The following is a 26,330-nucleotide window of genomic DNA, read 5'->3' on the forward strand; positions in this document are numbered from 1 at the left end:
AGTTTCCCCTACGTACGCCGGCCCCGTGGAAACGGGGAGCCCGGAGGAGACCGGGACACCGGGGACCGAGCCGGTGCGGCGGGGGCTGGAGCCGGCACTGCCGCGGATGCGCCTGGGCCGGTGCTGGGGTGGGCGAAGGGGCTGGCGCTCGCCACCGGGCTGGGTCCGGGCCTGGCCGTGGGGCCCGCGTGGCGCCCTCGCACTGGTGCCGGCGACCGTCGGCGCGTGGGGCCTGCGGCTGGTGGCGGCTCACGCACTTCGCGGTCACCGACACCGAACTGCGCATCCGCACCCGCCTGTTGTTCCGGCGCACCGCACACACATCCGGCTGAAGCCATCCAGGCCGTGGACGTCTCCCGCGCCCTCCTCGCGCGCGTGGCGGGCGTCGCCAAGCTGCGGATCGACGTCGTCGGCACCGACGACAAGGACGAAGTGGCCTTCCTCGGCGGGAGGAGGCCCGCGCCCTGCGTCCGGAACTGCTCGCGCGCGGCGGGTTTCACCGCCGGGACGGCGTGCGAGGCACCGGCGCGCGAACTGCTGCGCGTTCCGCCGCACGCGCCGGCAGCCTCCCTGGTGCCGCCGTGCGGCTTCCGCAGGCCGGGCGGAGCGGTCCCGCACGGGCCGCCGCGACGCCCGCCCCGACCGCTGGACGGCCCGAGGCCCGGCTCCCCCTGTGGGGCCTCGGGTCCGCTGCTTGCTCCGCGGTGCCGGGTCAGGAGGCCGCGCTGCGCAGGCCCTGGACGTCGATCTGCTCGGTCTCGTCGTGCGCCGTCAGGTCGATGACCTGCCCGGCGCCGTCCGGCTGGGCATGGGCGTGCTTGAACCCGGCCTCGGCCTCCGCCTTGTGCACGGCGAGTGCCTCCTGGCCGACGACGTCAGCGAGATCCTCGTTCTGCACCGACTCCAGGGCGGTCTTCGGCGCGCCCTTCTGAGTGCCGAAGAAGTCGAAACCGCCCTCGACCACCGGGCGTCGCGCGGGCGCGGCCGGTACGACGGCCACCGCGGTCGGCACCGTGAAGTGCCCGGCGGGCGGCCGGCCCACGGCCTTGGCGGACTCGGCCGGAGCCACGGAGGCGGCGGCCGCGCGCGCGTGCCCGTCGGCCGCCCCGGGCTGCCCCTGCGCCTCGTCCTCCTGGTCGACCGGCGCACCGGCCTCGCTCCGGGAGGCACCGGAGCCGTCCGTCGCGTCGTCCCCGGCGCCGTCCGCCGTGGCCGCGGCACCGGCGGCTGCTTCCACCCCACCCGCGCCGGCCGTGCGGACGCCGTCCGCCGTGCGCGTCGGCACGGGACTCGAACCGTCCTCGGGCTCACCGTCCCCGGTGCCCGCCGCCTTGGGGGCCGTACCCCCGGAAACCGCCGCTTCGGTGGCCTCGGACGGGGCCGTCTCCGTGGTGTCCGTGCCACCGTCGCCGCGCGACTCGCCGCCGAAGCCGACCAGTGCCGTCAGGGCCTGCTGGTAGAGCCAGGCGCCCTCGGGCGAGAACACCGCGTACGCCACCGGGTCGTCCCCGGCGCCCGTCGGCATCTCACCGGTGGTCTCGGTGGTGGCCTGCTCCAATATGGCCTCCTCCGTCGCCTCGGCCGGCTCCGGCTCGGCGCGGCGCGCGGGCGGCAGCGCCGGCGAGGACGAGGGCGCGGTCGTCTCGATCTCCAGCAGCCGGCGTCCCTCCAGGGCGCTCGCGCGCTCGGTCTCCGCGGTGGCGTACCGGCGCAGCAGGGCCGCGTGCTCATTGCGCAGGCCGGCCAGCTCCGCGCGCTTGGCGCGCAGCCGCTGCTCCAGCTTGGCGCGCAGCTCGCGCGACTCCTCCAGGTCGGTCTCCAGTTCGGCGACCCGTTCCTCGTAGCGCCATTCGTCGCCGGCACGCGCGCGTGTGAGCTCGGCGACCCGCTTGCCCGCCTGCGCGTCCCAGCGGCGCATCACGACGGCGCCGATGACCGTGGTCGCCGCCGCGGCGGCGGCCAGTGCGCGCAGCACCATGGCCTCGGAGAACACCCAGGGACCCAGCGCGCAGACGACGGAGACGCCGGCGATGGCCGTCGGAGGCATCAGCCGGTGCAGGGGTGGTGAATGGCGGTGGCGTCCACGTGGCATGGCCAGAAACTTACCGCGCGTAGGCGAATCGCGGACCCCCGCCCCGTAAAAACACGGCCACGACACCGCGCTCACGGGGCGTCAGACGTACCCGCTTCAGTGCGCGACCAGCCGCTGGCTCAGCCACTGCAGCATCGGTGGGATCTCGCGCCGCCAGGTGTTGAAGTTGTGCCCGCCGCTCGGAAGGATGATCGACGAAATCCTGGTCACGTTGGTGTTCTGCACGCTCTTGATGAACTTGAGCGTGTCCTTGTAGTTGTGCTCGCCCACCCTGCTGCTGGTGACGAGCAGCGACGTCTCGGGCGCGGACAGGTGCGTGATCGCCCAGAAGAGGTTGGCGCGATTCCGCAGATTCGTGCTGCCGCGGAAGAGGTCTCCGGTGGTGGGGTCGATCGGCGCCTTGTAGTACGGCGACAGGCCGGCGGCCGCCGCGTACGCCTTCGGGTTGTGCATGGCGATCTTCAGCGCGCAGTAACCACCGGTCGAGTCGCCGGCGATGCCCCAGCTGGCGGGCGTCTTGTCGACCCGGTAGTGGGCGATCACCGAGTCGCGCAGGTCCTTGGCGAAGAATGTCTCGGTCTGCGGTCCGCCCGGCACGTCCACGCACTCGGTGTCCCGTGGCGGCGCCACGGTGGGACGCAGCATCACCAGGATCATCGGCTGCATCTTCCCGGCCTTGGCCAGCTGCAGCGCCGTACTCGGATAGTGCAGCTTGTCCACCAGCGCCTGGGCCGTGCCGGGGTAGCCGGTGAGGATGACGGACACCGGGAACTTGCGCGTGGCGTTCTGCGGCTGGAAGTACTCCGGGGGCAGATACACGAACGCCGGCGTGGCCAGGTGGGTCGTACGGCCGATGATGTCGACCTTCTGGACCTGCCCGTCGACCTGCGGCAGTCCACTGCTCACCCCGATGACCCGGGACGTGGAGACCACGTGCACGGGACTGCCGGCGCCGCCCCCCGCTATGTGGTCGACGACCACTCCCTGCCCGGTCTCCTGGCCGAACAGGTCGGCCCAGCTGGCATAGAACCCGAAGGCCTGGTTGACCGAGAGGCCGACCGAGGCGAAGAGCGCCAGCTGGGTGCCGAGCAGCAGCCCGACGCGTCCGCTGACGGCCCGCCAGTTCCGCCTGGCCAGTCGCGGCCACCACCACACCGTGCCGAGGAACAGTGCGACGGCCACGACTACCGCCAGCACCAGTACCTTGTTGCTCGTCAGACCCATGGGCTGTTACCTGCCTGCGCTCTCCGCCCGGCGCCGTCCGCGCTTCGTCGCGCGGGCTTGCCCGGGGCTTTCCTTGGCCTTTGACCCGACTTTCCGGTGGGGAGTGAACCTCTCTCCCCGAGACACCGTCCTAGAGGGCGCAATGTCGCCGGATGCCCGTATCGGGCCCGGGTCCAAGGTCTCTCGCAGAACTACGGGATGCGATGTCTGTCAGGATAGATGGGGAAATGTCGGGCGGGGTTCCGAGCCGATCCAGCCGGGCGCGGCGCATACTTCGTGGCCCGCGCCCCGAGGCCGTCCCCGTGCTCGTCGGCAGGGCCGCCGCCCTCGTGGGCGTCCTGGACATTGCCGCGGGTGTGTTCCCGCGCTTCCGTCACAGCCGTATGCATGCCCTCGTGGAGGTGCTGCCGGGCTCGTTCGGGCCGTTCGCGGCCGCGCTCTCGCTGAGCGCCGGCGTGCTGTTGCTGCTGCTCGCGCACGGACTCAAACGGCGCAAGCGCCGGGCGTGGCGGGCCGCGGTCGCGCTGCTGCCGGCGGGTGCGGCGGCGCAGTTCGCCTACCGGCACTCGCTCGTCGGCATGCTCATCGCCGTCGCGCTGCTCGTACCGCTGCTGCTCCACCGCGACCAGTTCGCGGCTCTGCCCGACCCGCGCAGCAGGTGGCGGGCGCTCGCCAACTTCATTCTCATGAGCGCCGGCTCTCTCGTCCTCGGACTCATCATCGTCAGCGTCCACCCGCACCGGACCATCGGCGACCCCAGCCTGGCCGATCGGCTGACGCACGTCGTCTACGGCCTGTTCGGCTTCGAGGGCCCGGTCGACTACCAGGGCAACACGTCCTGGACCGTCGCCTTCTCCCTCGGCGCCCTCGGCTGGATCACCGCCGCCACCACCATCTACCTCGCCTTCCGCCCCGAGCACCCGGCAGCCCGCCTCACCGAGGAGGACGAGTCCCGGCTGCGGGCCCTGCTGGAGAAGCACGGTGGGCGGGACTCCCTCGGGCACTTCGCGCTGCGCCGTGACAAGGCCGTCGTCTTCTCCCCCAGCGGCAAGGCCGCCGTCACCTACCGCGTCGTCTCCGGCGTGATGCTCGCCAGCGGCGACCCCATCGGCGACGTGGAGGCCTGGCCCGGCGCGATCGAGCGCTTCATGGACGAGGCCAAGGCGCACTCCTGGACCCCCGCCGTCATGGGCTGCTCGGAGACGGGCGGCGAGGTGTGGACCCGCGAGACCGGCCTGGCCGCCCTGGAACTGGGTGACGAGGCGGTGGTGGACGTCGCGGATTTCTCGCTGGCCGGACGCGCGATGCGCAACGTACGACAAATGGTCAAACGCATCGAGCGAGCCGGCTACGAAACCCGAGTACGGCGCATCCGTGACGTCGGCGACGCCGAACTGGAGCGCATCCGGCGGGCGGCGGAGGACTGGCGCGGCACCGACACCGAGCGCGGCTTCTCCATGGCGCTCGGCCGCATCGGCGACCCCTCCGACGGCGACTGCCTGATCGCCACCGCGCACAAGCAGGACGACGAGCCCGGCGAGTACGGCGACCTGAAGGCGATCCTGCACTTCGTGCCCTGGGGCGAGGACGGCGCCTCGCTGGACCTGATGCGTCGAGACCGCAGCGCGGACCCCGGTATGAACGAACTGCTCATCGTCGCCGCCCTCCAGGCCGCGTCGAAGTTCGGCATCACCCGCGTCTCGCTGAACTTCGCGATGTTCCGCTCCGCCCTGGCCCGCGGCGAGAAGATCGGTGCCGGTCCGGTGCTGCGCGCCTGGCGCGGGCTGCTGGTGTTCCTCTCGCGCTGGTTCCAGATCGAGTCGCTGTACAAGTTCAACGCCAAGTTCAAGCCGCGCTGGGAGCCCCGCTTCGTGGTCTACCGGAACAGCGCCGACCTGCCCCGCATCGGCTTCGCCGCCATGCAGGCGGAAGGCTTCGTCGACCTCGCCCTGCCCCTCCCGCGCTTCCTGCGCCGGCGCAGGGGGGCCACCGAGCGCCCCTGCGCGCACACCGTGGCGGAACGGGACGTCCGCGCGGCCTGAGCCACGCGGACCGGGGCACCGCGGAGATGAGCGGTGCGGCCGAGTACGGGCCCGGCCGGGCGCCCCACCCCCCTCCGGCACAGGGGCGTCCGCCCGGGCCGCCGCGCGTTGCGGGAGCCCTGCTGGGCCTACGCTGAACGCATGAACAACCTCAGCGGGCGCGGCCAGGTCGCCGGCCTTCCGGCATGGGACCGGTGCGCGGTCATGGGTGTCGTCAACGTGACCCCCGACTCCTTCTCCGACGGCGGCCGCTGGTTCGACACGACCGCGGCCGTCAAGCACGGCCTGTACCTCGTCGCCCAGGGAGCGGACCTGGTCGACGTCGGTGGTGAGTCCACCCGCCCCGGCGCCACCCGGGTGGACGAGGCCGAGGAACTCAGGCGTGTCATCCCGGTCGTGCGCGGCCTCGCCTCCGAAGGCGTCGTGGTCTCCGTCGACACGATGCGCGCGTCCGTCGCCGAACAGTCCCTCGCGGCCGGCGCGGCCCTCGTCAACGACGTCAGCGGCGGCCTCGCCGACCCCGCGATGGTCCCGCTGGTCGCCGACGCGGGCGCCCCCTTCGTCGTCATGCACTGGCGCGGCTTCCTCGAGGGCGGCAATGTCAGGGGGGCGTACGAGGACGTCGTCGCCGAAGTCGTGGACGAACTGCACGCGCGCGTGGAGGCCGTTCTGGCCGGCGGCATCGCCCCCGACCGCATCGTCGTCGATCCCGGCCTCGGCTTCTCCAAGGAGACCGAGCACGACCTCGCCCTCCTCGCCCACCTCGACCGCCTGCACGGTCTCGGCCACCCCCTGCTCGTGGCCGCCTCCCGCAAGCGGTTCCTCGGCCGCGTCCTCGCCGGCACGGAGGGTGCGCCGCCCCCGGCCCGGGAACGCGACGCCGCCACGGCCGCCGTCTCCGCGCTCGCCGCGCACTCCGGCGCCTGGGCGGTGCGCGTGCACGAGGTACGCGCCACTGCCGACGCGGTACGGGTCGCACGCGCCGTGGAGGGAGCGCGCACGGCAGGCCCGGCGCGGGGCGCACAGGCACTGCGCGCGGAGCGCGAGCACGGGATCTGCGGCAGCGGGCGCGCGGCGGGTGTCAGCGGTCAGCTCGGGGCGGAAGGAGCCTGGTGAGCGCCCCTCATACCGATGTCGAGCAGGTGGAGGCCGCCAACACCGCCTTCTACGAGGCGATGGAACGCGGCGACTTCGAGGAGCTGTCCTCTCTCTGGCTCACCCCGGCCGACCTGGGCGTGGACGAGGAGTACCACGACCCGGCGGACACCGGGGTGATCTCCTGCGTGCACCCCGGCTGGCCGGTGCTCACCGGACGGGGCGAGGTCCTCAGGTCGTACGCCCTGATCATGGCCAACACCGACTACATCCAGTTCTTCCTCACCGACGTGCACGTCTCCGTCACCGGCGACACCGCGCTCGTGACCTGCACCGAGAACATCCTCAGCGGCGGTCCCGCCCCGGACGACGGCGCGGAACTGGGCCCGCTGGTCGGCCAGCTCGTCGTCGCCACGAACGTGTTCCGGCGCACACCCTCCGGCTGGAAGCTCTGGTCGCACCACGCCTCCCCCGTCCTCGCGGAGAGCGACGACGAGGACGAGGAGACCGGGGTGGACGGCGTGAACCCGGACGACGGCCCCCTGGCCTGAGCGGGTCGACGCTCCACAGGGGCCGGCGGACCACGGGGACCAGGAAGTGGTTCGAATCACCTACCCCGGGGTAGAAGCCGCTACCAGCCCATGACACCGCCGGGTTTCTCCGGGGAAACGCGGGATGAACCCTCGTGGTCCCGGCGCGGGCCCGCGTCCCGAGGCCCGGCTTTGTCAGTGCCCGCAGGTAGATTCGTGGCGGGCCGGTATGCCGCCCGCACGCGGTACGGGCCGGTCCTTCCCGACGATTGCAGGAGTGATTCGCGTGGATCGTGTCGCGCTGCGCGGCCTCAAGGCCCGCGGGCACCACGGTGTGTTCCCCAAGGAGCGCGAGGAGGGCCAGACCTTCATCGTGGACCTCGTCCTGGGGCTCGACACCCGACCGGCGGCGGCCGACGACGACCTGGCGAAGACCGTCCACTACGGCATCGTGGCCGAGGAGGTCGTGGCCGTGGTCGAGGGCGAGCCGGTGAACCTCATCGAAACCCTCGCCGAGCGGATCGCCCGGACCTGCCTCAAGCACGAAGGGGTACAGGAGGTCGAGGTCTGCGTCCACAAGCCGGACGCCCCGATCACCGTCCCCTTCGACGACGTGACCGTCACCATCACCCGGAGCCGAGTATGACCCGACCTTTCCTCCAGGGTCACAGCGACCCGACCGTCCAGCCGGTGCCCGCCTCGGTCGTCGAGAAGGTCGACGCCGCCGACACGACCCTGCAGAACCCGAAGTGGGCCGTCATCTCCATCGGCGCCAACCTCGGCAACCGCCTGGAGACCCTCCAGGGCGCCGTCGACGCGCTGGAGGACACCCCGGGCGTGCGTGTGAAGGCGGTCTCCCCGGTGTACGAGACCGAGCCCTGGGGCGTGGCGCCCGGCAGCCAGCCGTCGTACTTCAACGCGGTCGTGGTCCTCAAGACCACCCTGCCCCCGGCCTCCCTCCTGGAGCGGGCGCACGCCATCGAGGAGGCGTTCAAACGGGTCCGCGACGAGCACTGGGGCCCGCGCACCCTGGACGTCGACATCGTCGCCTACGCCGACGTCACCTCCGACGACCCGCAGCTCACCCTGCCCCACCCGCGGGCCCACGAGCGCGCCTTCGTGCTCGCGCCCTGGCTCGACGTGGACCCGCAGGCCCAGCTGCCCGGCCGCGGCCCGGTGGCCGAGTTGCTGTCGGCCGTCACCCGTGCGGGCGTCGAACCCCGTGCGGACCTGGAACTCCGACTGCCGGAATAGTCGTTAAGGTCAAGACGACTCAGACGACAAGGTCGCGTACGACCGCGGTCCGCACCGGTCCGGGGGAGCTGAAGGGACACCGTGAGAGAGCTGCGCATCAGGGTGCTGGCGGGCGTGTTCGTCGTGGCCGGGATCCTGTCCTGGGCGGGCGCCCGCCTCTGGAACTCGATCGGGACCCTGCCCAGCGTCCCCCTGGCCGCCCCCATCGTCCTCGCGCTGATCGCGGTGGTCCTGCTGTCGACGGCGCTCTCGCTGCGCGCCCGGCTGAGGGCCCAGCGTGAGCGGCGCCCCGGCGCCAAGGGCGTCGACCCCCTGATGGCCGCTCGCGCGGTCGTCTTCGGCCAGGCCAGCGCCCTGGTCGCCGCCCTCGTCGCCGGCATGTACGGCGGCACGGGCGTCTTCCTGCTGGAGCTGCTGGACATCCCCACCCGCCGCGACCAGGCCATCTACGCCGGGTTCTCGGTCCTGGCCGGTATCGGCGTGATAGCGGCGGCCCTGTTCCTCGAACGGGTGTGCAAGCTCCCCGAGGACGAGGACCAGAACCCCCCGGGAGCGGAACCGGCGGGGTGACGGCCGGTTCCGCTCCCGGTCCGGTTCCTACACGTGTCCGGTGTGCCGGATGCCGGGCAGCCGTGTGCCGTCCCGGTCCCCTTGGTCGGTGACCGGCCACCGACCAGGGGACGCTGTCGGGCCCCACCGGCAACGGGAGGTCACTTCGCCAGTATCAGGCTCATCGCCTCGGCACGGGTCGTAGCGTCGCGGAGCTGGCCGCGCACCGCCGACGTGGTGGTCTTGGCGCCGGGCTTGCGAATGCCCCGCACCGACATGCACATGTGCTCCGCCTCGATCACGACGATGGCACCGCGCGCCTCGAGGATACGCATGAGGGAGTCCGCAATCTGCGTGGTGAGTCGTTCCTGCACCTGCGGGCGGCGAGCGAAGACCTCAACCAGGCGCGCCAGCTTCGAAAGGCCGGTGATTTTGCCGGTTTCGGCCGGAATGTAACCCACGTGAGCTACGCCATGGAAGGGCAGCAGATGGTGCTCACAGAGGCTTACGATTTCGATGTCCTTCACCAGGACCATCTCATCGTGCCCCAGGTCGAACGTGGTCGTCAGCACATCCTCGGGCTCCTGCCACAGCCCCGCAAGAAGCTCACGATAGGCCCGCGCCACCCGCGCCGGAGTTTCCCTGAGGCCCTCTCGGTCGGGGTCCTCGCCGACCGCGATCAGAAGTTCGCGAATGGCGTTCTCGGCGCGCTTTTCGTCGAACTCGCCGATCCAGCCGTCGCCGGCCAGCGTCACGGGGTCGGTCATGTGCTTCCTCGTTCCTGTACCTCTGTCACGTGGCGGCGGCCACGCGCGTGCATGCGGACATACGAACGCCGCGCCCCCAGGCTAAAACCTGGGAGGCGCGGCGTTCATTCCAGGCCGGTTGGCCGAAAGCGCTCAGCTCTCCGGACGCTCGTCCGGAGTCTGGTCCGTCACCGGGGCGGACTCCGCGGCCGTGGACTTGGCCGTGCTGATCGCGGCCGTCGCACCGTTCGCGCCGTTGGTCAGTGCCAGCTCCTTCGGAGAGAGCACCGGCGGGCGGGTGGACGGGGTGCGCCGCGAGGAGCCGGTCCAGGCGGGCCGCGGCGGGCGCTTGACGACCGGGGCGAAGATCTCGGCGATCTCCTCCTTGCCCAGGGTCTCCTTCTCCAGCAGCTGGAGAACGAGGTTGTCGAGCACGTCGCGGTTCTCGACCAGGATCTCCCAGGCCTCGTTGTGAGCGGTCTCGATGAGCTTCTTGACCTCTTCGTCGACCAGCGCGGCGACCTCTTCCGAGTAGTCGCGCTGGTGAGCCATCTCACGTCCGAGGAAGGGCTCGCTGTTGTCGCCGCCGAACTTGATGGCGCCGAGCCGCTCGGTCATGCCGTACTGGGTGACCATCGCGCGGGCCAGGTTGGTGGCCTTCTCGATGTCGTTCGCGGCGCCGGTGGTCGGGTCGTGGAAGACCAGTTCCTCGGCAGCGCGACCGCCCAGCATGTAGGCGAGCTGGTCGAGCATCTCGTTGCGCGTGGTCGAGTACTTGTCCTCGTCCGGCAGCACCATCGTGTAGCCGAGGGCGCGGCCACGGGACAGAATGGTGATCTTGTGGACCGGGTCGGAGTTCGGTGAGGCCGCCGCGACCAGGGCGTGACCGCCCTCGTGGTACGCGGTGATCTTCTTCTCCTTGTCCGACATGATCCGGGTCCGCTTCTGCGGGCCCGCGACCACGCGGTCGATCGCCTCGTCCAGCGCCCTGTTGTCGATCAGCTTCTGGTCGCCGCGAGCCGTCAGCAGCGCGGCCTCGTTGAGCACGTTCGCCAGATCGGCACCGGTCATGCCGGGCGTACGGCGGGCGACGGCGGCCAGATCGACGTCGGGCGCGACCGGCTTGCCCTTCTGGTGGACCTTGAGGATCTCCAGACGGCCCTGCAGGTCCGGCGGGTCGACCGCGATCTGGCGGTCGAAGCGGCCGGGCCGCAGAAGGGCCGGGTCGAGGATGTCGGGCCGGTTGGTCGCGGCGATGAGGATCACGCCGCCCTTGACGTCGAAGCCGTCCATCTCGACGAGCAGCTGGTTCAGGGTCTGCTCGCGCTCGTCGTGACCACCGCCGAGGCCGGCGCCACGGTGGCGGCCGACCGCGTCGATCTCGTCGACGAAGACGATCGCCGGGGCGTTCGCCTTGGCCTGCTCGAACAGGTCGCGGACCCGGGAGGCACCGACACCGACGAACATCTCGACGAAGTCGGAACCGGAGATCGAGTAGAAGGGGACGCCCGCCTCGCCGGCCACGGCACGGGCGAGCAGCGTCTTGCCGGTACCCGGGCGGCCGTAGAGCAGCACACCCTTGGGGATCTTGGCGCCGACGGCCTGGAACTTGGCCGGCTCCTGCAGGAACTCCTTGATCTCGTGGAGTTCCTCGACGGCCTCGTCACAGCCGGCGACGTCGGAGAACGTCGTCTTGGGGGTGTCCTTGGTGATGAGCTTGGCCTTGGACTTCCCGAAGTTCATCACCCGGGAGCCGCCGCCCTGCATCTGGTTCATCAGGAACAGGAAGACGACCACGATCAGGACGAAGGGCAGCAGGGAGAGCAGAACGCCGACGAACGGGTTCTGCTTGGACGGCGAAACGGTGTAGCCGTCCGGGATCTGCTTGTCCTGGTACCTGGTCTGCAGGTTGGTGGCGAGCTGCGAGCCCTGGTCGCCGATGTAGCTGGCCTGGATCTTCGAGCTGCCGTCGACCTTGTAGCCGTCCTTCAGCGTGACCTTGATGCTCTGCTCGTCACCTGTGGTGAGCTTCGCCGACTGGACCCTGTTGTCATTGATCGCCGCAACGACCTGGCCGGTGTCCACCGTCTTGTAGCCGCCGGACGAGCCGACGACCTGCATCAACACGACCACGGCAAGGACGGCCAGCACGATCCACATGACCGGCCCACGGAAGTATCGCTTCACGTCCATCCATACGGAGCGGTGCCGCCCCGTCCCTCCTGCCATAGTGAGTTTGATAAGACAGTTCTTCTGACGGTACCCCAGCGTGGTGGTCCGAAGCCGCACGAAGTCCGCTTCGAGGGCCGGGGGCCGTCTCTGCATCCTTCAACGGCGTGGAACCCGCCGGGGTTCCCGATCGTCCTACAAGGCTTGAGCCGAGTGGCTCAGCTCACGCCCCGGTCCGGCTCAGCCGCCGTAGACGTGAGGCGCGAGCGTACCCACGAACGGCAGGTTGCGGTACTTCTCGGCGTAGTCGAGGCCGTAACCGACGACGAACTCGTTCGGGATGTCGAAGCCGACCCACTCGACGTCGATGGCGACCTTCGCGGCGTCCGGCTTGCGCAGCAGCGTGCACACCTTCAGGGAGGCGGGCTCACGCGAGCCGAGGTTGTTGATCAGCCAGGACAGGGTCAGGCCGGAGTCGATGATGTCCTCGACGATCAGGACGTGCTTGCCCTTGATGTCGGTGTCGAGGTCCTTGAGGATCCGCACGACGCCGGAGGACTGGGTGCCCGCGCCGTACGAGGAGACGGCCATCCAGTCCATGGTGACGGGGGTGGACAGCGCCCGGGCGAGGTCCGCCATCACCATCACCGCGCCCTTGAGGACGCCGACGATGAGCAGGTCCTTGCCCGCGTACTCCGCGTCGATCTTCGCGGCCAGCTCGGCCAGCTTCGCGTCGATCTCTTCCTTGGTGATGAGCACCTGCTGGAGGTCGGCACCCATGTCTTTCGCGTCCACCCGCATCACTTTCGGTCGTCCCGCACTTACGGCCGTAGGCCACGGCCACCGGCTGCCCGGACCGGCCGCCGGAGGGTCGCTCCGCGGGACCGGGACTCAGCCTTGCCGAATCACCAGTCTGCCACCCTGCCGCTGGGCGACGACCCTGCCCGGGAGATTGATGGCTCCCTGGCCGCGCCACCCGGTGATCAGGCGGTCGACTTCCTCGATGTGGCGGGCGAACAGCGAACCGGCGGGGGCGCCGGCCTCGATGGCGGCGCGGCGCAGGATGCGGCGGCGTACGGCGGACGGGAGGGCGTAGAGCTTGGCGCACTCCAGCAGACCAGCGGCGTCACGCACGGAGGCCTCGGCCTGGCTGGCCCACGCGTCGAGGGCGTCGGCGTCGTCGCGGGAGAGCTGCGCGGTGCGGGCGAGCGCCTCCACGACCCCCTTGCCGAGGGCCTTCTCGAGGGCGGGCAGGCCCTCGTGGCGCAGCCGGGAGCGGGTGTAGGCGGGGTCGGCGTTGTGAGGATCGTCCCAGACCGGGAGGGACTGGGCCATGCAGGCCTTGCGGGCGGTCTGCCGGTCGAGCTCCAGGAAGGGCCGACGGTAACGGCCGTCGGCCCCCGAGACCGCGGCCATGCCGGACAGGGAGCGGGTGCCGGAGCCGCGGGCGAGGCCGAGCAGGACGGTTTCCGCCTGGTCGTCGCGGGTGTGGCCGAGCAGGATCGCGGTGGCGCCGTGGCGTTCGGCCACAGCGTCGAGGGCGGCGTAGCGGGCGTCGCGGGCGGCGGCTTCGGGCCCGCCGTCGCGGCCGACGGTCACGGCGACGGCCTCGACCGGGTCGAGGCCGAGTTCGCGCAGGCGCAGGGCGACCTCGTCGGCGCGGAGGTCGGAGCCGGGCTGGAGTCCGTGGTCGACGGTGACGCCGCCGGCGCGGACGCCGAGCTTGCGCGCTTCGAAGGCGAGGGCGGAGGCGAGGGCCATGGAGTCGGCTCCGCCGGAGCAGGCGACGAGCACGAGCGGGGAACCGGGCCGGAAGGGGTGCCGCAAGGCCGTCCGGTCCGGGTGCTCGCCGGTGGCCTGTCGTCCGGGCCCGCCGGGGGTCGGGCGCCCGGGGCCACTGGGGGCCGGCGCGCCGGGGCGGCTGCCGGGGCCGGAGGACTGCCCGCCGAGGCCGCCGAGGGCCTGGCGTCCGGGCCCGCCGGAGGTCTGGTGGTCGTTGAGGATGTCATGGAGGACGCGGCGAACCGCCAGGCGTATCGCCGCGACCGCAGGATGGGGACCCATGTCCGGTTCCCTTCATGAAGTTTTCGGGGGGTGAGCCCGAGGCCGGTCACTCAGAGTGTGTAGATGGTGACAGAACCGGGGCGTTCCCCGAGCATTGCACGCCTACGCAATGGCTCACGGTCCCTCGGACGGGTGATTGAAGGACGTTCGCCTGCCGTCGGCCGGATTCATTTCACGACGTGTCCATGCCGTTCACGGCTCGGCCCTGCGGTGCACCCGGGCGACCCAGTCCGCCGGTTCGGCGATCTCCGCCTTCGTGGGCAGGGTGTTGGGCGAGGTCCACACGCGGTTGAAGCCGTCGACGCCGACCTGTTCGACGACGGCCCGTACGAACCGCTCCCCGTCTCGGTACTGCCTCAGTTTGGCATCCAGACCCAGCAGCTTGCGCAGGGCGATGTCGAGGCGGGAAGCGCCCTTGGCGCGGCGCTGCTGGAACTTCTCGCGGATCTCCGCGACGGTCGGCACCACGCTGGGGCCGACGCCGTCCATCACATGGTCGGCGTGGCCCTCCAACAGGGACATCACCGCGGTGAGGCGGCCCAGGATCTCGCGCTGGACGGGGGTCTGCACCAGCTCCACGAAGGAACGGCCGGCGTCCTCGTCCTCACCCTCCGGGCGGCCCCCGGCGAGGGACTGGGCTGCTTCCCTGATGCGCTCCAGGAAGGTCATCGGGTCGACGTCGGTCTCCGCCAAGAACGACTGGATTTCGCCCTCCAGGTGGTCGCGCAGCCAGGGCACGGCCGTGAACTGGGTGCGGTGGGTCTCCTCGTGCAGGCACACCCACAGACGGAAGTCGTGCGGTTCGACGTCGAGTTCACGCTCGACGTGCACGATGTTCGGTGCGACGAGCAGCAGGCGGCCGCCGCCGTTCTCGCCGGCCGGCAGGTCGCGGCTCGCCGGGGCGAACGTCTCGTACTGGCCGAGGACGCGGGAGGACAGGAACGACAGCAGCATGCCGAGTTCGACGCCGGTGACCTTGCCGCCGACGGTGCCGAGGACCGCGCCGGCGGGGCTGCCGCCCCGACGTTCCTGCATCTTCTCCAGAAGCGGCCTGAGGATCTCGCGGAAGCCGGCGACGTTGGCGCGGACCCAGCCGGGCCGGTCGACCACCAGGACAGGGGTGTCGTGGACCTCGTCGGTGCCCATACGAGTGAAGCCCCGGACGTGTTCCTCCGAGGCCTTCGCGTGCCGGCGCAACTCCGCGACGACGGCGCGGGCCTCGTCGCGGCTGACGTCGGGGCCCGGGCGTACGAGCCGTGTCGCGGTCGCCACCGCGAGGTTCCAGTCGACCATCCCGGGAGATGCGGTGCCACCGAAGCCAGTCATGCTGCCAACCGTACGGGAACGTCCCCACTTGGGGCAGTCCGTGTGAGGTCGGCAGAGGGGGCGGGCCCCGGGGCGCGGCGGTGCGGCCCGCCCCGGGAGACCCGCGCGCCCCGGGACGGTCAGCGGCAGCCGCAGCCCGCCAGGGCCGTCGCCGTTCTGTCCAGGGCCGACTCGGCCGCCAGGGGGTCGGTCGTGCCGGAGGCCATGAAGGCGAAGGCGAGGAGGCGGCCGTCGGCGTCGACGACGGTGCCGGCGAGGGTGTTCACGCCCGTCAGCGTGCCGGTCTTGGCGCGTACGACGCCTGCCGCGCTGTCGGTGTAGCGGTCGGCCAGCGTGCCGGTGAAGCCCGCGACGGGCAGGCCGGTGAGGACGGGGCGCAGGCCGGGGCGGTGGGGGTCGCCGGCGGTGACCAGGAGGGCGGTCAGGAGGTCGGCGGTGAGCCGGTCGTCGCGGTCGAGGCCGCTGCCGTCGTGGAAGGAGGCGCCGGCCATCGGCAGGCCCAGCTTGGTCAGCCGTGCCGAGATCGCCTTGGCGCCGCCGGCGAAGCTGCCGGGCTGCCCGCTGGTGAGGGCGGTCTGCCGGGCGAGAGCCTCGGCGATGTCGTTGTCACTGTTGGTCAGCATGCGCTCGACGATGTCGGACAGCGGGGGCGAGGAGACCGTGGCGAGGTTCTGCGCGCGCGTGCTCGCCTTGGAGGGGCCGGGGGGCGTGGTGGTGATGCCGGCCTCCTTCAGGAAGACCGCGAACCTGGTCGCCGCGTCCTTCGCGGGGTCGCTCACGCGGGGCGCCGGGCCGCTGCTGGAGCCGTCGGTGCGGCCCTCGTCGGCGATCAGGGCGCTGACCGGCGCGAGGTTGTCGTTGACGCCGATGGGGTGCAGTTCGGGGCCGGAGTACAGGGTCGTGTCGTAGGAGAGCGTGACCTTGCGGATGCCGCGCTTGTGCAGGGCCTGCACGGTGTTCGCCGCGAGGTCGCGCAGGCTGGCCCAGCCGTCGCTCTCACCACGGGCGGTGAGGGTGGGGTCGCCACCGCCGACCAGGACGAGTTCGCCGGTGCCGGGTTCCAGGGCGGCGCGGGTGGTGAAGCGGTGGTCGGGGCCGAGCGCGGACAGGGCGGCGACGGCTGTGGCGATCTTGGTGGTGGAGGCGGGGGTGAGGCCCTCGTCGGCGTCGGTGCCGTACAGGCGCCGGCCGGTGGCCACGTCGACCACGGCCGCCGCGCGGGTGCCGCCCAGGGCGGCGGCGCCCAGCAGCGGCTTCAGGACGTCGGAGAGGGGCTTTCCGCCAGGCCCGGCCTTCTCGGTGCCGACGGCCGCCACCGGGCCGTCCAGGCCCACCAGGACGGGTCCGGCGCTCGGCGCGGGCCGGGCCGCGCCGAGCGCCGGACCGGAGTCGCCGTGATCTGCGCCACCCGATCGCTCCAGAGCGACCGCCCGGTCCCGCTCGGCCGTACGCTGACCGTTGGCGTCCCAGGGTCCTGCCGCGGTCACCACACCGGCGGCGAGCGCCAGGCCGGCGGTGGCGGCGCCCGCCGTGTACTGCCAGGTCCTGACGGCTCCCGCACGCGGGAGCCGCGGGGTCCGGGGCCGCAGGGCCCGCGCCAGCCGCGCGACCCGCGGCCCGGCGGCCGCACCGGCCCGCGCCAGACGCGGTCGTACGGCGTTCGCGATCCGCTCCACCTGCGGTCTCGCGGCCCGCCACGGCCTCAGCTCTGGCACGACCACCAGCCCCTTTCGCGATCACACACCTGCGTGAGGGACACTTAACCACCAGAACTATGTGCTGATCATGGAGGAGCCACCGGTGGAGTTCGACGTCACGATCGAGATCCCGAAGGGTTCGCGCAACAAGTACGAGGTGGACCACGAGACCGGTCGGATCCGCCTGGACCGTCGTCTCTTCACCTCGACCGCCTACCCGACCGACTACGGCTTCGTCGAGAACACCCTCGGCGAGGACGGCGACCCGCTGGACGCGCTGGTCATCCTGGACGAGCCGACCTTCCCGGGCTGCCTCATCCGCTGCCGCGCGATCGGCATGTTCCGCATGACGGACGAGGCGGGCGGCGACGACAAGCTGCTGTGCGTGCCGGCCACCGACCCGCGCGTGGAGCACCTGCGCGACATCCACCACGTGTCGGAGTTCGACCGCCTGGAGATCCAGCACTTCTTCGAGGTGTACAAGGACCTGGAGCCCGGCAAGTCGGTCGAGGGCGCCAACTGGGTGGGCCGCACGGACGCCGAGGCGGAGATCGAGCGGTCGTACAAGCGCTTCAAGGAGCAGGGCGGTCACTGAGCAGCCGCTGTTCTCCCGGACGGGCCGCACGCGTGCGCGTGCGGCCCGTCCGCGTCCGCGCACGCGTGCCGGCCGCCCAGGCCCGTGTGCGCATACTGAGCCGTACGGAAGGTGTCGTTCAGGAAGCGGTGCGAGGTGACGGAGGCGGAGGAACGCAAGCCGCGGTCGGACGAGGCGCGGTACGACCCGGAGATCACGTCCGAGTTCGCCGTTCCCCGGGGCATCGAGGTTCCCGAGAGCGGCGGTGAGCCGGAGACGACATCCGAGTTCGCCCTGCCCGAGGGCCTGGAGACGCCTCAGCCGCCGAGTGCCGAGCCGGAGGGGTCGGCGTTCAGCCCGCCGCGCACCTACAGCGCCAGGGAGGCCCCGCCCGCCTTCACCCCGGCCGCCGGGGTGCCGCTGGTCAGCCTGGTCAAGGACGCGCCCTGGCAGGACCGGATGCGTACGATGCTGCGCCTGCCGGTGGCCGAGCGGCCGGCACCGGAGCCGGTGCAGCGCGCCGAGGAGGAGGGCCCGGCGGTCCCGCGCGTGCTCGACCTGACCCTGCGTATCGGGGAACTGCTGCTGGCCGGCGGTGAGGGCGCGGAGGACGTGGAGGCCGCGATGTTCGCGGTGTGCCGTTCCTACGGGCTGGACCGCTGCGAGCCGAACGTCACCTTCACCCTGCTGTCGATCTCGCACCAGCCGTCGCTGGTGGACGACCCGGTGACGGCCTCGCGGACGGTACGGCGGCGCGGCACCGACTACACGCGCCTCGCGGCCGTGTTCCGGCTGGTGGACGACCTGACCGACCCGGAGACCCATGTCTCCCTCGAGGAGGCCTACCGGCGGCTGGCGGAGATCCGTCGCAACCGGCACCCCTACCCCGGCTGGGCGCTGACCCTGGCGAGCGGGCTGCTGGCCGGTGCGGCCTCCATGCTCGTCGGCGGTGATCTGATCGTGTTCGTCGCGGCGGCGATCGGCGCGATGCTCGGCGACCGGCTGGCCTGGCTGTGCGCGGGGCGTGGGCTGCCGGAGTTCTACCAGTTCACGGTCGCCGCGATGCCGCCCGCGGCGATCGGGGTGGCGTTCTCGCTGGCGCACGTCGATGTGAAGGCGTCCGCCGTCATCACCGGTGGACTGTTCGCGCTGCTGCCGGGGCGGGCGCTGGTGGCGGGCGTCCAGGACGGCCTGACCGGCTTCTACATCACCGCGTCCGCCCGTCTGCTGGAGGTCCTGTACTTCTTCGTGGGCATCGTCGCCGGCGTGCTGGTCGTCCTGTACTTCGGCGTGAAGGTCGGCGGCAAGCTCAACCCGGACGCGTCGCTCGTCATCAACGAACGGCCGCTGATCCAGATCGCCGCGTCCATGCTGCTGTCGCTGACCTTCGCGGTGCTGCTCCAGCAGGAGCGGTCGACCGTGCTGTGGGTGACGCTCAATGGAGGCGTGGCGTGGACGGTGTACGGCGCGATGCACTACGTCGCCGACATCTCGCCGGTGGCGTCGACCGCTGTGGCGGCGGGCCTGGTGGGGCTGTTCGGGCAGCTGCTGTCCCGGTACCGGTTCGCTTCCGCGCTGCCCTACACGACGGCGGCGATCGGTCCGCTGCTGCCCGGCTCCGCGACCTATTTCGGGCTGCTGAACATGGCCCAGAACCAGGTGGACAAGGGGCTGGTGTCGCTGGCCAACGCGGCGTCCCTGGCCATGGCGATCGCCATCGGGGTCAACCTGGGCTCGGAGACCTTCCGGCTGTTCCTGCGGGTCGGGTCCCCCGGCAAGCGCCGGGCCGCCAAGCGGACCAGGGGTTTCTAGTGCCCCGGCAGGCAACGTCTGCCCGTCACGGAGCGGCGTCCGGTGCGTGCTGCCGACATGCCGGCCGGAGGCCCTCGTGCTGGACGTACTCGGGCTTTCGGCCGGTGCGGCGAGTGGGGGCACCTCCCACGCCCTCGAGGCAGTGGGGAAGCGCGCCGGCGTCGCGCCGGGGCGGACGTCGCCCGTTGGGGCCACTGGGCGCCCTCAGCCCCTACGGGGCCCGGTAGCCGCCCTGCTCGTAGTCGTACGGATACCGGTCCTGGCCGTACTGCGGCTGCGGGTACTGCTGGTGGTCGTAGCCCTGGTTCCAGTACTGGTCCTGCTGGTTCCAGTCCTGCTGCTGGGGCTGCTGCTGGGGCTGCTGGTACGGCTGGTGCGGGTACTCCTGCCCGCCGTACGGGTCGCCGTAGTGCCCGTCGTACGGCTGGTCCGGCTCGATACGGCGCAACTGGGTCGTCGCGTGGTCCGTGGCCCGCGGTGCCGGGCGGGACGTCTCCGGCGCCGGCTGCGGGGCCTGCCGCTGAGCCGCCTTCTCCTTGCCACGGACCCGCAGGAACTCGATCGCGATCGGGACCACGGAGACCAGGACGATCAGGATGAGGATCGCCTCGATGTTGTTCTTGACGAAGTCGATGTTGCCCAGCCAGGAGCCGAGCAGGGTGACGCCCGCGCCCCACAGGGTGCCGCCGATGACGTTGAAGACCAGGAACGAGCGGTACCGCATGCCGCTCACGCCGGCGATGATCGGCGTGAACGTGCGGACCACGGGCACGAAGCGGGCCAGGACCAGGGACTTCGGGCCGTACTTCTCGAAGAACTCGTGCGCCTTGGTGACGTTCTCCTGCTTGAACAGGCGGGAGTCCCGGCGGTTGAACAGGGACGGGCCGACCTTCTTGCCGAACATGTAGCCCGCCTGGTCACCGAGGACGGCCGCGAGGCAGATCAGGCCGATCGCGCCCCACAGCGGGAAGTCCAGCTGGTGCGAGGTGATCAGCAGACCGCAGGTGAACAGCAGCGAGTCACCCGGCAGGAAGAAGCCGATGAGCAGACCGGACTCGGCGAAGACGACGAGCAGCAGGCCCCAGATGCCGTAGGTGTCGAGCAGACGATTGGGATCCAGCCAGCTCGGGCCGAGGGCGAGTGTCATCACGGGTCCGGGCTCCTGAAGGGGTGAAGGCGGCTACGGCGGCTGGTCTCGATGAAAGGCCGTACAAAGCTATCAACGTGCGGTGACCGCCCCGGGTTCCACGGGTGACTCCAGGATGCGCTGTGCGATCAGTGGGAGAAAGCTGTGACGCATGGGACTCGATGACTACGGCGGCGGCCAGGGGCCCCAGCCCGACGTGCTGGTCGTGCCGACGAACGACGTGCCCGGATACCGGGTGCAGGAGGTGATCGGCGAGGTCTTCGGGCTCACCGTGCGCTCCCGGCACCTCGGCAGCCAGATCGGCGCGGGCCTGAAGTCGATGATCGGCGGCGAGCTCAAGGGGCTCACCAAGACGCTGGTGCAGACCCGAAACCAGGCCATGGAGCGGCTGGTCGAGCAGGCACGCGCGCGTGGCGCCGACGCGGTGCTCGCGTTCCGGTTCGACGTGACCGAGGCCGCGGACGTGGGCACCGAGGTGTGCGCCTACGGCACGGCGGTGGTCCTGGCCCGGGAGTGACCCCCGTACCCTCCCGGGCCGGGACCGGTCAGGAGGTGTGCCGGTCGGCGTTGGCGAGGATCGCGGCGCGCAGGTGCTCGGCGAGGCCGGGGCGCATGGAGTCGTAGTACGCCTTGAAGCGCTCGTCGGAGACGTACATCTCCGCGAAGCACCGGTGCATCTCGTAGGGGACCTCGAAGAACCACCGGTTCATGTGCTGCCGGTGTTCCTCGGCCAGGTCCATGGCCGTCTCGCCGGACGGCTCCTCCCCGGCGGCCACCAGGGCGGCGTAGCGCTCGCTCCAGTCGTCGACCTCGGCCTTGATCCGCTTCCAGTCCTCCTTGGTGTAGCGGGCCGCGCGGCGCCGGGACTCGGCCCATGCCTCCGTCTTCCCCCAGCGCTGCTCCGCCTCCTCGGCGTACTCCTCGTTGAAGGGGTCCTTGTCCCCGAAGACCTCGAACCGCTCCTCCGGCGTGAGGTTGATGCCCATCTTGCGTGCCTCCATGGCGTGCTCCACGGCCGCGGCCATCTTCCTGAGCTTCTCGATCCGGGCGGTCAGCAGTTCGTGCTGGCGGCGCAGGTGTGCGCGGGGGTCCGCGTCCGGGTCGTCGAGCAGGACCGCGACCTCGTCGAGCGGGAAGCCGAGCTCCCGGTAGAACAGGATCTGCTGGAGCCGGTCGAGGTCGGCGTCGGTGTAGCGCCGGTGGCCGGCGTACGTGCGCTCGCTGGGCACGAGCAGGCCGATCTCGTCGTAGTGGTGCAGGGCGCGCACCGTGACTCCGGCGAACCCCGCGACCTGCCCCACGGAGTAGCCCTGTCCCTCGGGGTGGCTCACTTTCCGCTCCTTCGGTCGGTACGTCCTCCACGCTGAGGCCTCACGCGGCGTGAGGTGCAAGCCGGTTTCTGTTGAGCATGTTCGGGACGCTGTGGGCATTTTGTCCGTTTATGGTGAGCCGGTGGCCCAGGACACCGACGCGTCGCAGGCGCCCCCGAACGCCTCCATCGGCGCCGGTTCGGGCACTGCTGCCGTTCATCCTTGCCGGTGTGGCGGTGGGCGTGGCGGCGAGCCCGGTCTTCGTCGGGGCCAGCGCGGCGGCGGAGAAGCTCCGGCACGTGCCCTGGGCCGCGTCCTCGGGCTCCCGTGGGGGCCGTATCCCCCGGGGGCCTTCGCCGGTACGGCCCTGGTGCCGTGCGCCCACGTGCTCGTTGCGGCCGTGCATCCGGCGGTGGGCGTGGCAAAGGCCGTCCTGGGCATGCTCCTGGCTGTCACCCGGCAGGGCTGGGTGAGCCCGTTCACCGCCGCCGTACCGGTCGTCTCGCCCGGCGTGCCCGCCCCGCCGGGCATCGCGTCGCCGCCCGCCCGGCTGCCGGTGACGGGGCGTGAGCAGATGCAGCTGGGCGAGGACGGCGCCCGGTCCGCCGACCACCCTTACTGGAACCCTGGAGGCAGTTCATGGCCCTGCACAAAGGCCCCGCGAAGCACGACGAACGGACGGTGTCCGTCAACCCCTTCTTCGGGGAGGCCGATCCGGTCGGCGGCATGACCGAGGCACCGCCCACGCACCGGCTCCCGGACGCGCCGATGCCCCCGTCCACGGCGTACCAGCTGGTGCACGACGAGTTGATGCTGGACGGCAACTCCCGGTTGAACCTGGCCACGTTCGTCACCACCTGGATGGAGCCGCAGGCCGGGGTGTTGATGGCGGAGTGCCGGGACAAGAACATGATCGACAAGGACGAGTACCCGCGCACCGCCGAACTGGAGCGGCGCTGCGTGGCGATGCTCGCCGACCTGTGGAACGCGCCGGATCCGGCGGCCGCGGTGGGCTGTTCGACGACCGGTTCCAGCGAGGCGTGCATGCTCGCCGGGATGGCGCTCAAGCGGCGCTGGAGCATGCGCAATGCCGACCGCCGTCCGGGCGCCCGCCCCAACCTGGTCATGGGCGTCAATGTGCAGGTGTGCTGGGAGAAGTTCTGCAACTTCTGGGAGGTGGAGGCCCGGCAGGTGCCCATGGAGGGCGACCGCTTCCATCTGGACCCGCAGGCCGCCGTGGAGCTGTGCGACGAGAACACCATCGGGGTCGTCGGCATCCTCGGCTCGACCTTCGACGGCTCCTACGAGCCGATCGCCGACCTGTGCGCCGCCCTGGACGCCCTGCAGGAGCGCACCGGGTTCGACATCCCGGTGCACGTGGACGGCGCGTCCGGCGGCATGGTGGCGCCCTTCCTGGATCCGGACCTCGTGTGGGACTTCCGGCTGCCGCGCGTGGCCTCGATCAACACCTCGGGGCACAAGTACGGACTGGTGTACCCGGGGGTCGGCTGGGCACTGTGGCGGGACAACGAGGCACTGCCCGAGGAACTGGTCTTCCGCGTCAACTACCTGGGCGGCGAGATGCCGACCTTCGCCCTGAACTTCTCCCGCCCCGGCGCCCAGGTGGTCGCGCAGTACTACACCTTCCTGCGCCTGGGCCGCGAGGGATACCGCGCGGTGCAGCAGTCCACGCGGGACGTGGCGACCTCGCTCGCCGGGCGGATCGAGGCCCTCGGCGACTTCCGGCTGCTGACCCGGGGCGACCAGCTGCCGGTCTTCGCCTTCACCACCGCCCCGGACGTGACGGCGTACGACGTCTTCGACGTCTCCCGGCGGCTGCGCGAGCACGGCTGGCTGGTGCCGGCGTACACCTTCCCGGCGAACCGGGAGGACCTGGCCGCGCTGCGGATCGTGTGCCGCAACGGCTTCTCCCACGATCTGGCCGACCTGTTCCTGGACGACCTGGCCCGCCTCCTGCCGGAACTGCGCCGGCAGTCGCATCCGCTGACCCACGACAAGGCGGCGGCCACGAGCTTCCACCACTGACCGGGAGGTCTTCCTGCCGGTCCGGAGTCCGGTGGCCTGCACGCGCGCGTAGGGGCTTGCGAACTACGCGCGCGTGCAGGGACGGCCGTAGGGCCGCCCGCCCCGTGTCACTCCCGGGAGCCGCCCTGTTCCTGGGCGACCAGTTCGAAGGCGGTCCTGCCGTCCAGTGACTCGCGGATGATGTCGGCGTGGCCGGCGTGCCTGGCGGTCTCGCGGATGAGGTGCAGACACACCCAGCGCAGCGAGACCCGGCCCTCCGGCGGGAACCAGGGCTCCGGAGGCAGCGGGAAGGCGTCGTCGAGGCTGGGCGCCGAACGGATGAACTTCTCCGTCTCGGCGGCGACCTGCTCCCAGTACGCCAGCTGCGAGGCCACCGTCTCCTCGCCGACCAGCTGGAAGCTCTCGTGCCAGTTCGACGCGTCGCGCCGGACGGCCGGGGACTCCTGCCTGGCCCGTGCGATCCACATCTGCTCGACCTCGGCGACATGCTTGAGCAGGCCGCCGAGCGACAGCTCACTGGCGCTGGGGCGCGAGCGGGCCTGCTCCTCGGTCAGCCCGAGCAGGGCCCGGCGGATCCCGCCGCGCTGCTCCTCGATGAACGCGAGCAGCGCCCCGCGTTCGTCGCCCTGTGCCTCCGCCGGTACGTGCTTGACCATGGCCGGCCGCCTCTCCTCACCGTCGCCGGGGCCTTCTGCCCCCTGACACCGACGACGCTACGGCCCATTGCGGTCAGATCCTGTCCGCGATGGCCCGGCTCACCGAACGAGCGGCTACGAGAACAGGGGCCGGAATGGGCGGCTGGTGCCGCGGCAGGCAACGTTTGCCCGTCAAGGAGCGGCGTCCGGTGCGTGCTCTCGGCGCGCCGGGTGCAAGCCCTCGTACTGGATGTACGTGGGTTTGTGCCCGGTGCGGCGAGTGGGGGCACCTCCCACGCCCTTGAGGCAGTGGGGGAGCATGCCGGGCGTCGCGACGGGGCGGACGTTGCCTGTGGCGGCACTAGGGCGTGTTTCGAAAGTGGCGTCGTCCGCCCGGAGGGCGGGGTCCGCGGCGTCTGGTGCGGTGCATCGCAGGGCGGAGGGTCGTCCTCGTACCGGGCGTACGTGGACGATCCCGACAACGCGGCGAGGCGCCGTGCCAGCCGTCGCGGACCAGACGGGACTTTCGAAACACGCCCTAGAACGGGAAGCCGCTGCGGCCGTGCTGCACCGAGATCCACTTGACGGTGGTGAAGGCCTCCAGCGTCGTCTCGCCGTTCAGACGGCCTACGCCCGAGTGCTTCTCGCCGCCGAACGGCACGATCGGCTCGTCGTGGACCGTTCCGTCGTTCACATGGAACATGCCGGTGTCGACCTGCTTGGCGAAGGCGACGCCCCGCTCGATGTCCCCCGTGTGGACGGCGCCGCTGAGGCCGTACGGGGTGTCGTTGACGATGCGCAGCGCCTCTTCCTCGCCGTCGAACGGGATGAGGAAGACGACCGGCCCGAACACCTCCTGCTGGAGCAGCGTGGAGTCGGCGGGGACGTCGGTGAGCACGCTGGGGGCCACCAGGTTGCCCTCCGTGGCGCCCCGCACCAGGGCCGTGGCACCCTCGGCGAGCGCCTGCTCGACGGCACCGGACACGGCGTTCGCCTGCTGGCTGTTGATCACCGGGCCGATGACGGTCTGCGGGTCGCGCGGGTCGCCGACCTTCAGCGAGTTCACCTTGGCGACGAACTTCTCGGTGAACCCGTCCGCGATCGAGCGGTCCACGAGGACCCGGTTTGCGGCCATGCAGACCTGGCCCTGGTGCACGAACCGGCTGAAGACCGCCGCGTCCACCGCGTAGTCGACGTCCGCGTCGTCCAGGACCACGAGCGCGCTGTTGCCGCCCAGTTCGAGCACCGAGCGCTTGAAGTTGGCGGCGCAGACGGTGGCCACGTGCCGGCCGACCTTGTCGGAGCCGGTGAAGGAGATGACCCTCGGGATCGGGTGCTCCAGGAACGCGTCGCCGATCTCGGCGATGTCGGTGACGACCACGTTGAGCAGGCCGCCGGGCAGCCCGGCGTCCTCGAAGATCTTCGCGATCAGGGTGCCGCCGGCGATCGGGGTGTTCTGATGCGGCTTGAGGACCACGGCGTTGCCGAGTGCGAGCGCGGGGGCGACCGACTTGATCGACAGCAGGAACGGGAAGTTGAAGGGGCTGATCACGCCCACGACACCCACCGGCACCCGGTAGACGCGGTTCTCCTTGCCGTCGGCCGGGGAGGGCAGGATCTTCCCCTCGGGACGCAGCGCCAGGTTGACCGACTCGCGCAGGAACTCCTTGGCGAGGTGGAGCTCGAAACCGGCCTTCACGCGCGTGCCGCCGAGCTCCGCGATGATCAGGTCGGCTATCTCCTGCTCGCGGTCCTCTATGAGCCTGAGCGCCTTCTCGAAGACCGCGCGGCGGGCGTAGGGGTTGGTCTCGGCCCACTTCTTCTGGGCGCGGGCGGCGGCCCGGTAGGCCTGGTCGACCTCGTCGACCGTGGCCACCGTGATCGAGGCCAGCTTCTCGTCGTCGTAGGGGTTGAAGTCGATGACGTCCCAGGAGCCGGTGCCCGGTCGCCACGCACCGTCGATGTACTGCTGGGCCAGGTCGCTGAAGTAGGACGACATGTGATCCCTCAATCACTAG

At 71.3% G+C, this 26,330-nt stretch carries 22 protein-coding genes and 2 pseudogenes; 12 read left to right on the forward strand and 12 right to left on the reverse strand.

Going from position 1 to position 26,330, the window contains the following annotated elements; all coding sequences use genetic code 11:
• Positions 1-227 precede the first annotated feature (227 nt).
• A pseudogene (locus AC5WRT_RS23630) lies at positions 228-576 on the forward strand (PH domain-containing protein); the annotation flags it as partial.
• Positions 577-712: 136 nt separating this feature from the next.
• Here AC5WRT_RS23630 and AC5WRT_RS23635 read toward each other — a convergent pair.
• Positions 713-2,092: a hypothetical protein gene (locus tag AC5WRT_RS23635; RefSeq protein WP_496095779.1), complete on the reverse strand. Its 1,380-nt coding sequence runs from the start codon at positions 2,090-2,092 to the stop codon at positions 713-715.
• A gap of 96 nt (positions 2,093-2,188) precedes the next feature.
• Positions 2,189-3,316 (reverse strand): alpha/beta hydrolase, encoded by a 1,128-nt coding sequence (locus AC5WRT_RS23640; protein WP_496095778.1) that lies wholly within the window; start codon positions 3,314-3,316, stop codon positions 2,189-2,191.
• Positions 3,317-3,543: 227 nt separating this feature from the next.
• On the opposite strand from AC5WRT_RS23640, the gene AC5WRT_RS23645 reads away from it, so the two are divergent.
• The 6 genes from AC5WRT_RS23645 to AC5WRT_RS23670 all read left to right on the forward strand — a co-directional run bounded on the left by AC5WRT_RS23645 (position 3,544) and on the right by AC5WRT_RS23670 (position 8,807).
• Positions 3,544-5,358 (forward strand): phosphatidylglycerol lysyltransferase domain-containing protein, encoded by a 1,815-nt coding sequence (locus AC5WRT_RS23645; protein ID WP_496095777.1) that lies wholly within the window; start codon positions 3,544-3,546, stop codon positions 5,356-5,358.
• Between the two features lie 141 nt (positions 5,359-5,499).
• Positions 5,500-6,474, forward strand: coding sequence for a dihydropteroate synthase (gene folP, locus AC5WRT_RS23650; RefSeq protein ID WP_496095776.1), 975 nt, complete (start codon positions 5,500-5,502; stop codon positions 6,472-6,474).
• Entirely contained in the window at positions 6,471-7,004 is a 534-nt protein-coding gene (locus AC5WRT_RS23655) for a nuclear transport factor 2 family protein (RefSeq protein WP_496095775.1), read from the forward strand. The genes folP and AC5WRT_RS23655 overlap by 4 nt, the downstream gene beginning before the upstream one ends.
• Before the next feature lie 265 nt (positions 7,005-7,269).
• On the forward strand, positions 7,270-7,629 hold the full coding sequence (gene folB / locus AC5WRT_RS23660; RefSeq protein ID WP_360153914.1) for a dihydroneopterin aldolase: 360 nt from the start codon (positions 7,270-7,272) through the stop codon (positions 7,627-7,629).
• A complete protein-coding gene (gene folK, locus AC5WRT_RS23665; protein ID WP_496095774.1) occupies positions 7,626-8,237 on the forward strand; it encodes a 2-amino-4-hydroxy-6-hydroxymethyldihydropteridine diphosphokinase in 612 nt (203 codons plus the stop codon). The genes folB and folK overlap by 4 nt, the downstream gene beginning before the upstream one ends.
• Positions 8,238-8,318: 81 nt before the next feature.
• Entirely contained in the window at positions 8,319-8,807 is a 489-nt protein-coding gene (locus AC5WRT_RS23670) for a DUF3180 domain-containing protein (RefSeq protein ID WP_496095773.1), read from the forward strand.
• Positions 8,808-8,947: 140 nt separating this feature from the next.
• Here the strand turns inward: AC5WRT_RS23670 and folE are convergent, their stop codons facing one another.
• The 6 genes from folE to dacB form a co-directional block, all read right to left on the reverse strand.
• Positions 8,948-9,553 carry a GTP cyclohydrolase I FolE gene (gene folE, locus AC5WRT_RS23675; RefSeq protein WP_496095772.1) on the reverse strand — a complete coding sequence of 202 codons (606 nt, stop codon included), beginning with the start codon at positions 9,551-9,553 and terminating at the stop codon, positions 8,948-8,950.
• Positions 9,554-9,685: 132 nt separating this feature from the next.
• A complete protein-coding gene (gene ftsH / locus AC5WRT_RS23680) occupies positions 9,686-11,725 on the reverse strand; it encodes an ATP-dependent zinc metalloprotease FtsH (protein WP_496095771.1) in 2,040 nt (679 codons plus the stop codon).
• 216 nt (positions 11,726-11,941) lie between these two features.
• Complete coding sequence (gene hpt, locus AC5WRT_RS23685) at positions 11,942-12,502, reverse strand: hypoxanthine phosphoribosyltransferase (RefSeq protein ID WP_031165039.1); 561 nt, start codon at positions 12,500-12,502, stop codon at positions 11,942-11,944.
• A gap of 90 nt (positions 12,503-12,592) precedes the next feature.
• Positions 12,593-13,765, reverse strand: coding sequence for a tRNA lysidine(34) synthetase TilS (gene tilS, locus AC5WRT_RS23690; protein ID WP_496095770.1), 1,173 nt, complete (start codon positions 13,763-13,765; stop codon positions 12,593-12,595).
• Positions 13,766-13,957: 192 nt separating this feature from the next.
• Positions 13,958-15,091, reverse strand: coding sequence for a zinc-dependent metalloprotease (locus tag AC5WRT_RS23695; protein WP_496095769.1), 1,134 nt, complete (start codon positions 15,089-15,091; stop codon positions 13,958-13,960).
• Between the two features lie 119 nt (positions 15,092-15,210).
• Entirely contained in the window at positions 15,211-16,812 is a 1,602-nt protein-coding gene (dacB, locus tag AC5WRT_RS23700; protein ID WP_496095768.1) for a D-alanyl-D-alanine carboxypeptidase/D-alanyl-D-alanine endopeptidase, read from the reverse strand.
• 79 nt (positions 16,813-16,891) lie between these two features.
• Here dacB and AC5WRT_RS23705 point away from each other — a divergent pair, with 79 nt between their 5' ends.
• Together AC5WRT_RS23705 and AC5WRT_RS23710 are read left to right on the forward strand one after the other, a co-directional pair.
• Positions 16,892-17,383 (forward strand): inorganic diphosphatase, encoded by a 492-nt coding sequence (locus AC5WRT_RS23705; RefSeq protein WP_029381130.1) that lies wholly within the window; start codon positions 16,892-16,894, stop codon positions 17,381-17,383.
• Between the two features lie 135 nt (positions 17,384-17,518).
• Complete coding sequence (locus tag AC5WRT_RS23710; protein WP_496095767.1) at positions 17,519-19,174, forward strand: threonine/serine exporter family protein; 1,656 nt, start codon at positions 17,519-17,521, stop codon at positions 19,172-19,174.
• A gap of 211 nt (positions 19,175-19,385) precedes the next feature.
• Here the strand turns inward: AC5WRT_RS23710 and AC5WRT_RS23715 are convergent, their stop codons facing one another.
• A complete protein-coding gene (locus AC5WRT_RS23715; protein WP_496095766.1) occupies positions 19,386-20,324 on the reverse strand; it encodes a DedA family protein in 939 nt (312 codons plus the stop codon).
• 148 nt (positions 20,325-20,472) lie between these two features.
• Here AC5WRT_RS23715 and AC5WRT_RS23720 point away from each other — a divergent pair, with 148 nt between their 5' ends.
• Positions 20,473-20,838 carry a YbjQ family protein gene (locus AC5WRT_RS23720; protein ID WP_496100584.1) on the forward strand — a complete coding sequence of 122 codons (366 nt, stop codon included), beginning with the start codon at positions 20,473-20,475 and terminating at the stop codon, positions 20,836-20,838.
• Positions 20,839-20,866: 28 nt separating this feature from the next.
• Here the strand turns inward: AC5WRT_RS23720 and AC5WRT_RS23725 are convergent, their stop codons facing one another.
• On the reverse strand, positions 20,867-21,652 hold the full coding sequence (locus AC5WRT_RS23725; protein WP_496095765.1) for a MerR family transcriptional regulator: 786 nt from the start codon (positions 21,650-21,652) through the stop codon (positions 20,867-20,869).
• A gap of 284 nt (positions 21,653-21,936) precedes the next feature.
• Between AC5WRT_RS23725 and AC5WRT_RS23730 the strand changes: the two are divergent.
• Together AC5WRT_RS23730 and gad are read left to right on the forward strand one after the other, a co-directional pair.
• A pseudogene (locus AC5WRT_RS23730) lies at positions 21,937-22,226 on the forward strand (ion channel protein); the annotation flags it as partial.
• A 44-nt stretch (positions 22,227-22,270) separates the two neighbouring features.
• A complete protein-coding gene (gad, locus tag AC5WRT_RS23735) occupies positions 22,271-23,677 on the forward strand; it encodes a glutamate decarboxylase (protein WP_496095764.1) in 1,407 nt (468 codons plus the stop codon).
• A 107-nt stretch (positions 23,678-23,784) separates the two neighbouring features.
• On the opposite strand, the gene AC5WRT_RS23740 is transcribed toward gad, so the two are convergent.
• Together AC5WRT_RS23740 and AC5WRT_RS23745 are read right to left on the reverse strand one after the other, a co-directional pair.
• Positions 23,785-24,333: a DinB family protein gene (locus AC5WRT_RS23740; protein WP_496100585.1), complete on the reverse strand. Its 549-nt coding sequence runs from the start codon at positions 24,331-24,333 to the stop codon at positions 23,785-23,787.
• Between the two features lie 517 nt (positions 24,334-24,850).
• Positions 24,851-26,311 carry an aldehyde dehydrogenase family protein gene (locus AC5WRT_RS23745; protein ID WP_496100586.1) on the reverse strand — a complete coding sequence of 487 codons (1,461 nt, stop codon included), beginning with the start codon at positions 26,309-26,311 and terminating at the stop codon, positions 24,851-24,853.
• Between the last annotated feature and the right edge of the window lie 19 nt (positions 26,312-26,330).

It is taken from the genome of Streptomyces sp. NTD91, from assembly GCF_059510455.1.

Excerpts from the sequence above, each read along its gene's own strand:
- AC5WRT_RS23635 (WP_496095779.1), bottom strand. The coding sequence starts at position 2,092 with ATGCCACGTGGACGCCACCGCCATTCACCACCCCTGCACCGGCTGATG.
- AC5WRT_RS23640 (WP_496095778.1), bottom strand. The coding sequence starts at position 3,316 with ATGGGTCTGACGAGCAACAAGGTACTGGTGCTGGCGGTAGTCGTGGCC.
- AC5WRT_RS23645 (WP_496095777.1), top strand. The coding sequence starts at position 3,544 with ATGTCGGGCGGGGTTCCGAGCCGATCCAGCCGGGCGCGGCGCATACTT.
- folP (WP_496095776.1), top strand. The coding sequence starts at position 5,500 with ATGAACAACCTCAGCGGGCGCGGCCAGGTCGCCGGCCTTCCGGCATGG.
- folK (WP_496095774.1), top strand. The coding sequence starts at position 7,626 with ATGACCCGACCTTTCCTCCAGGGTCACAGCGACCCGACCGTCCAGCCG.
- folE (WP_496095772.1), bottom strand. The coding sequence starts at position 9,553 with ATGACCGACCCCGTGACGCTGGCCGGCGACGGCTGGATCGGCGAGTTC.
- ftsH (WP_496095771.1), bottom strand. The coding sequence starts at position 11,725 with ATGGACGTGAAGCGATACTTCCGTGGGCCGGTCATGTGGATCGTGCTG.
- hpt (WP_031165039.1), bottom strand. The coding sequence starts at position 12,502 with ATGCGGGTGGACGCGAAAGACATGGGTGCCGACCTCCAGCAGGTGCTC.
- tilS (WP_496095770.1), bottom strand. The coding sequence starts at position 13,765 with ATGGGTCCCCATCCTGCGGTCGCGGCGATACGCCTGGCGGTTCGCCGC.
- AC5WRT_RS23695 (WP_496095769.1), bottom strand. The coding sequence starts at position 15,091 with ATGACTGGCTTCGGTGGCACCGCATCTCCCGGGATGGTCGACTGGAAC.
- AC5WRT_RS23720 (WP_496100584.1), top strand. The coding sequence starts at position 20,473 with ATGGGACTCGATGACTACGGCGGCGGCCAGGGGCCCCAGCCCGACGTG.
- gad (WP_496095764.1), top strand. The coding sequence starts at position 22,271 with ATGGCCCTGCACAAAGGCCCCGCGAAGCACGACGAACGGACGGTGTCC.
- AC5WRT_RS23740 (WP_496100585.1), bottom strand. The coding sequence starts at position 24,333 with ATGGTCAAGCACGTACCGGCGGAGGCACAGGGCGACGAACGCGGGGCG.
- AC5WRT_RS23745 (WP_496100586.1), bottom strand. The coding sequence starts at position 26,311 with ATGTCGTCCTACTTCAGCGACCTGGCCCAGCAGTACATCGACGGTGCG.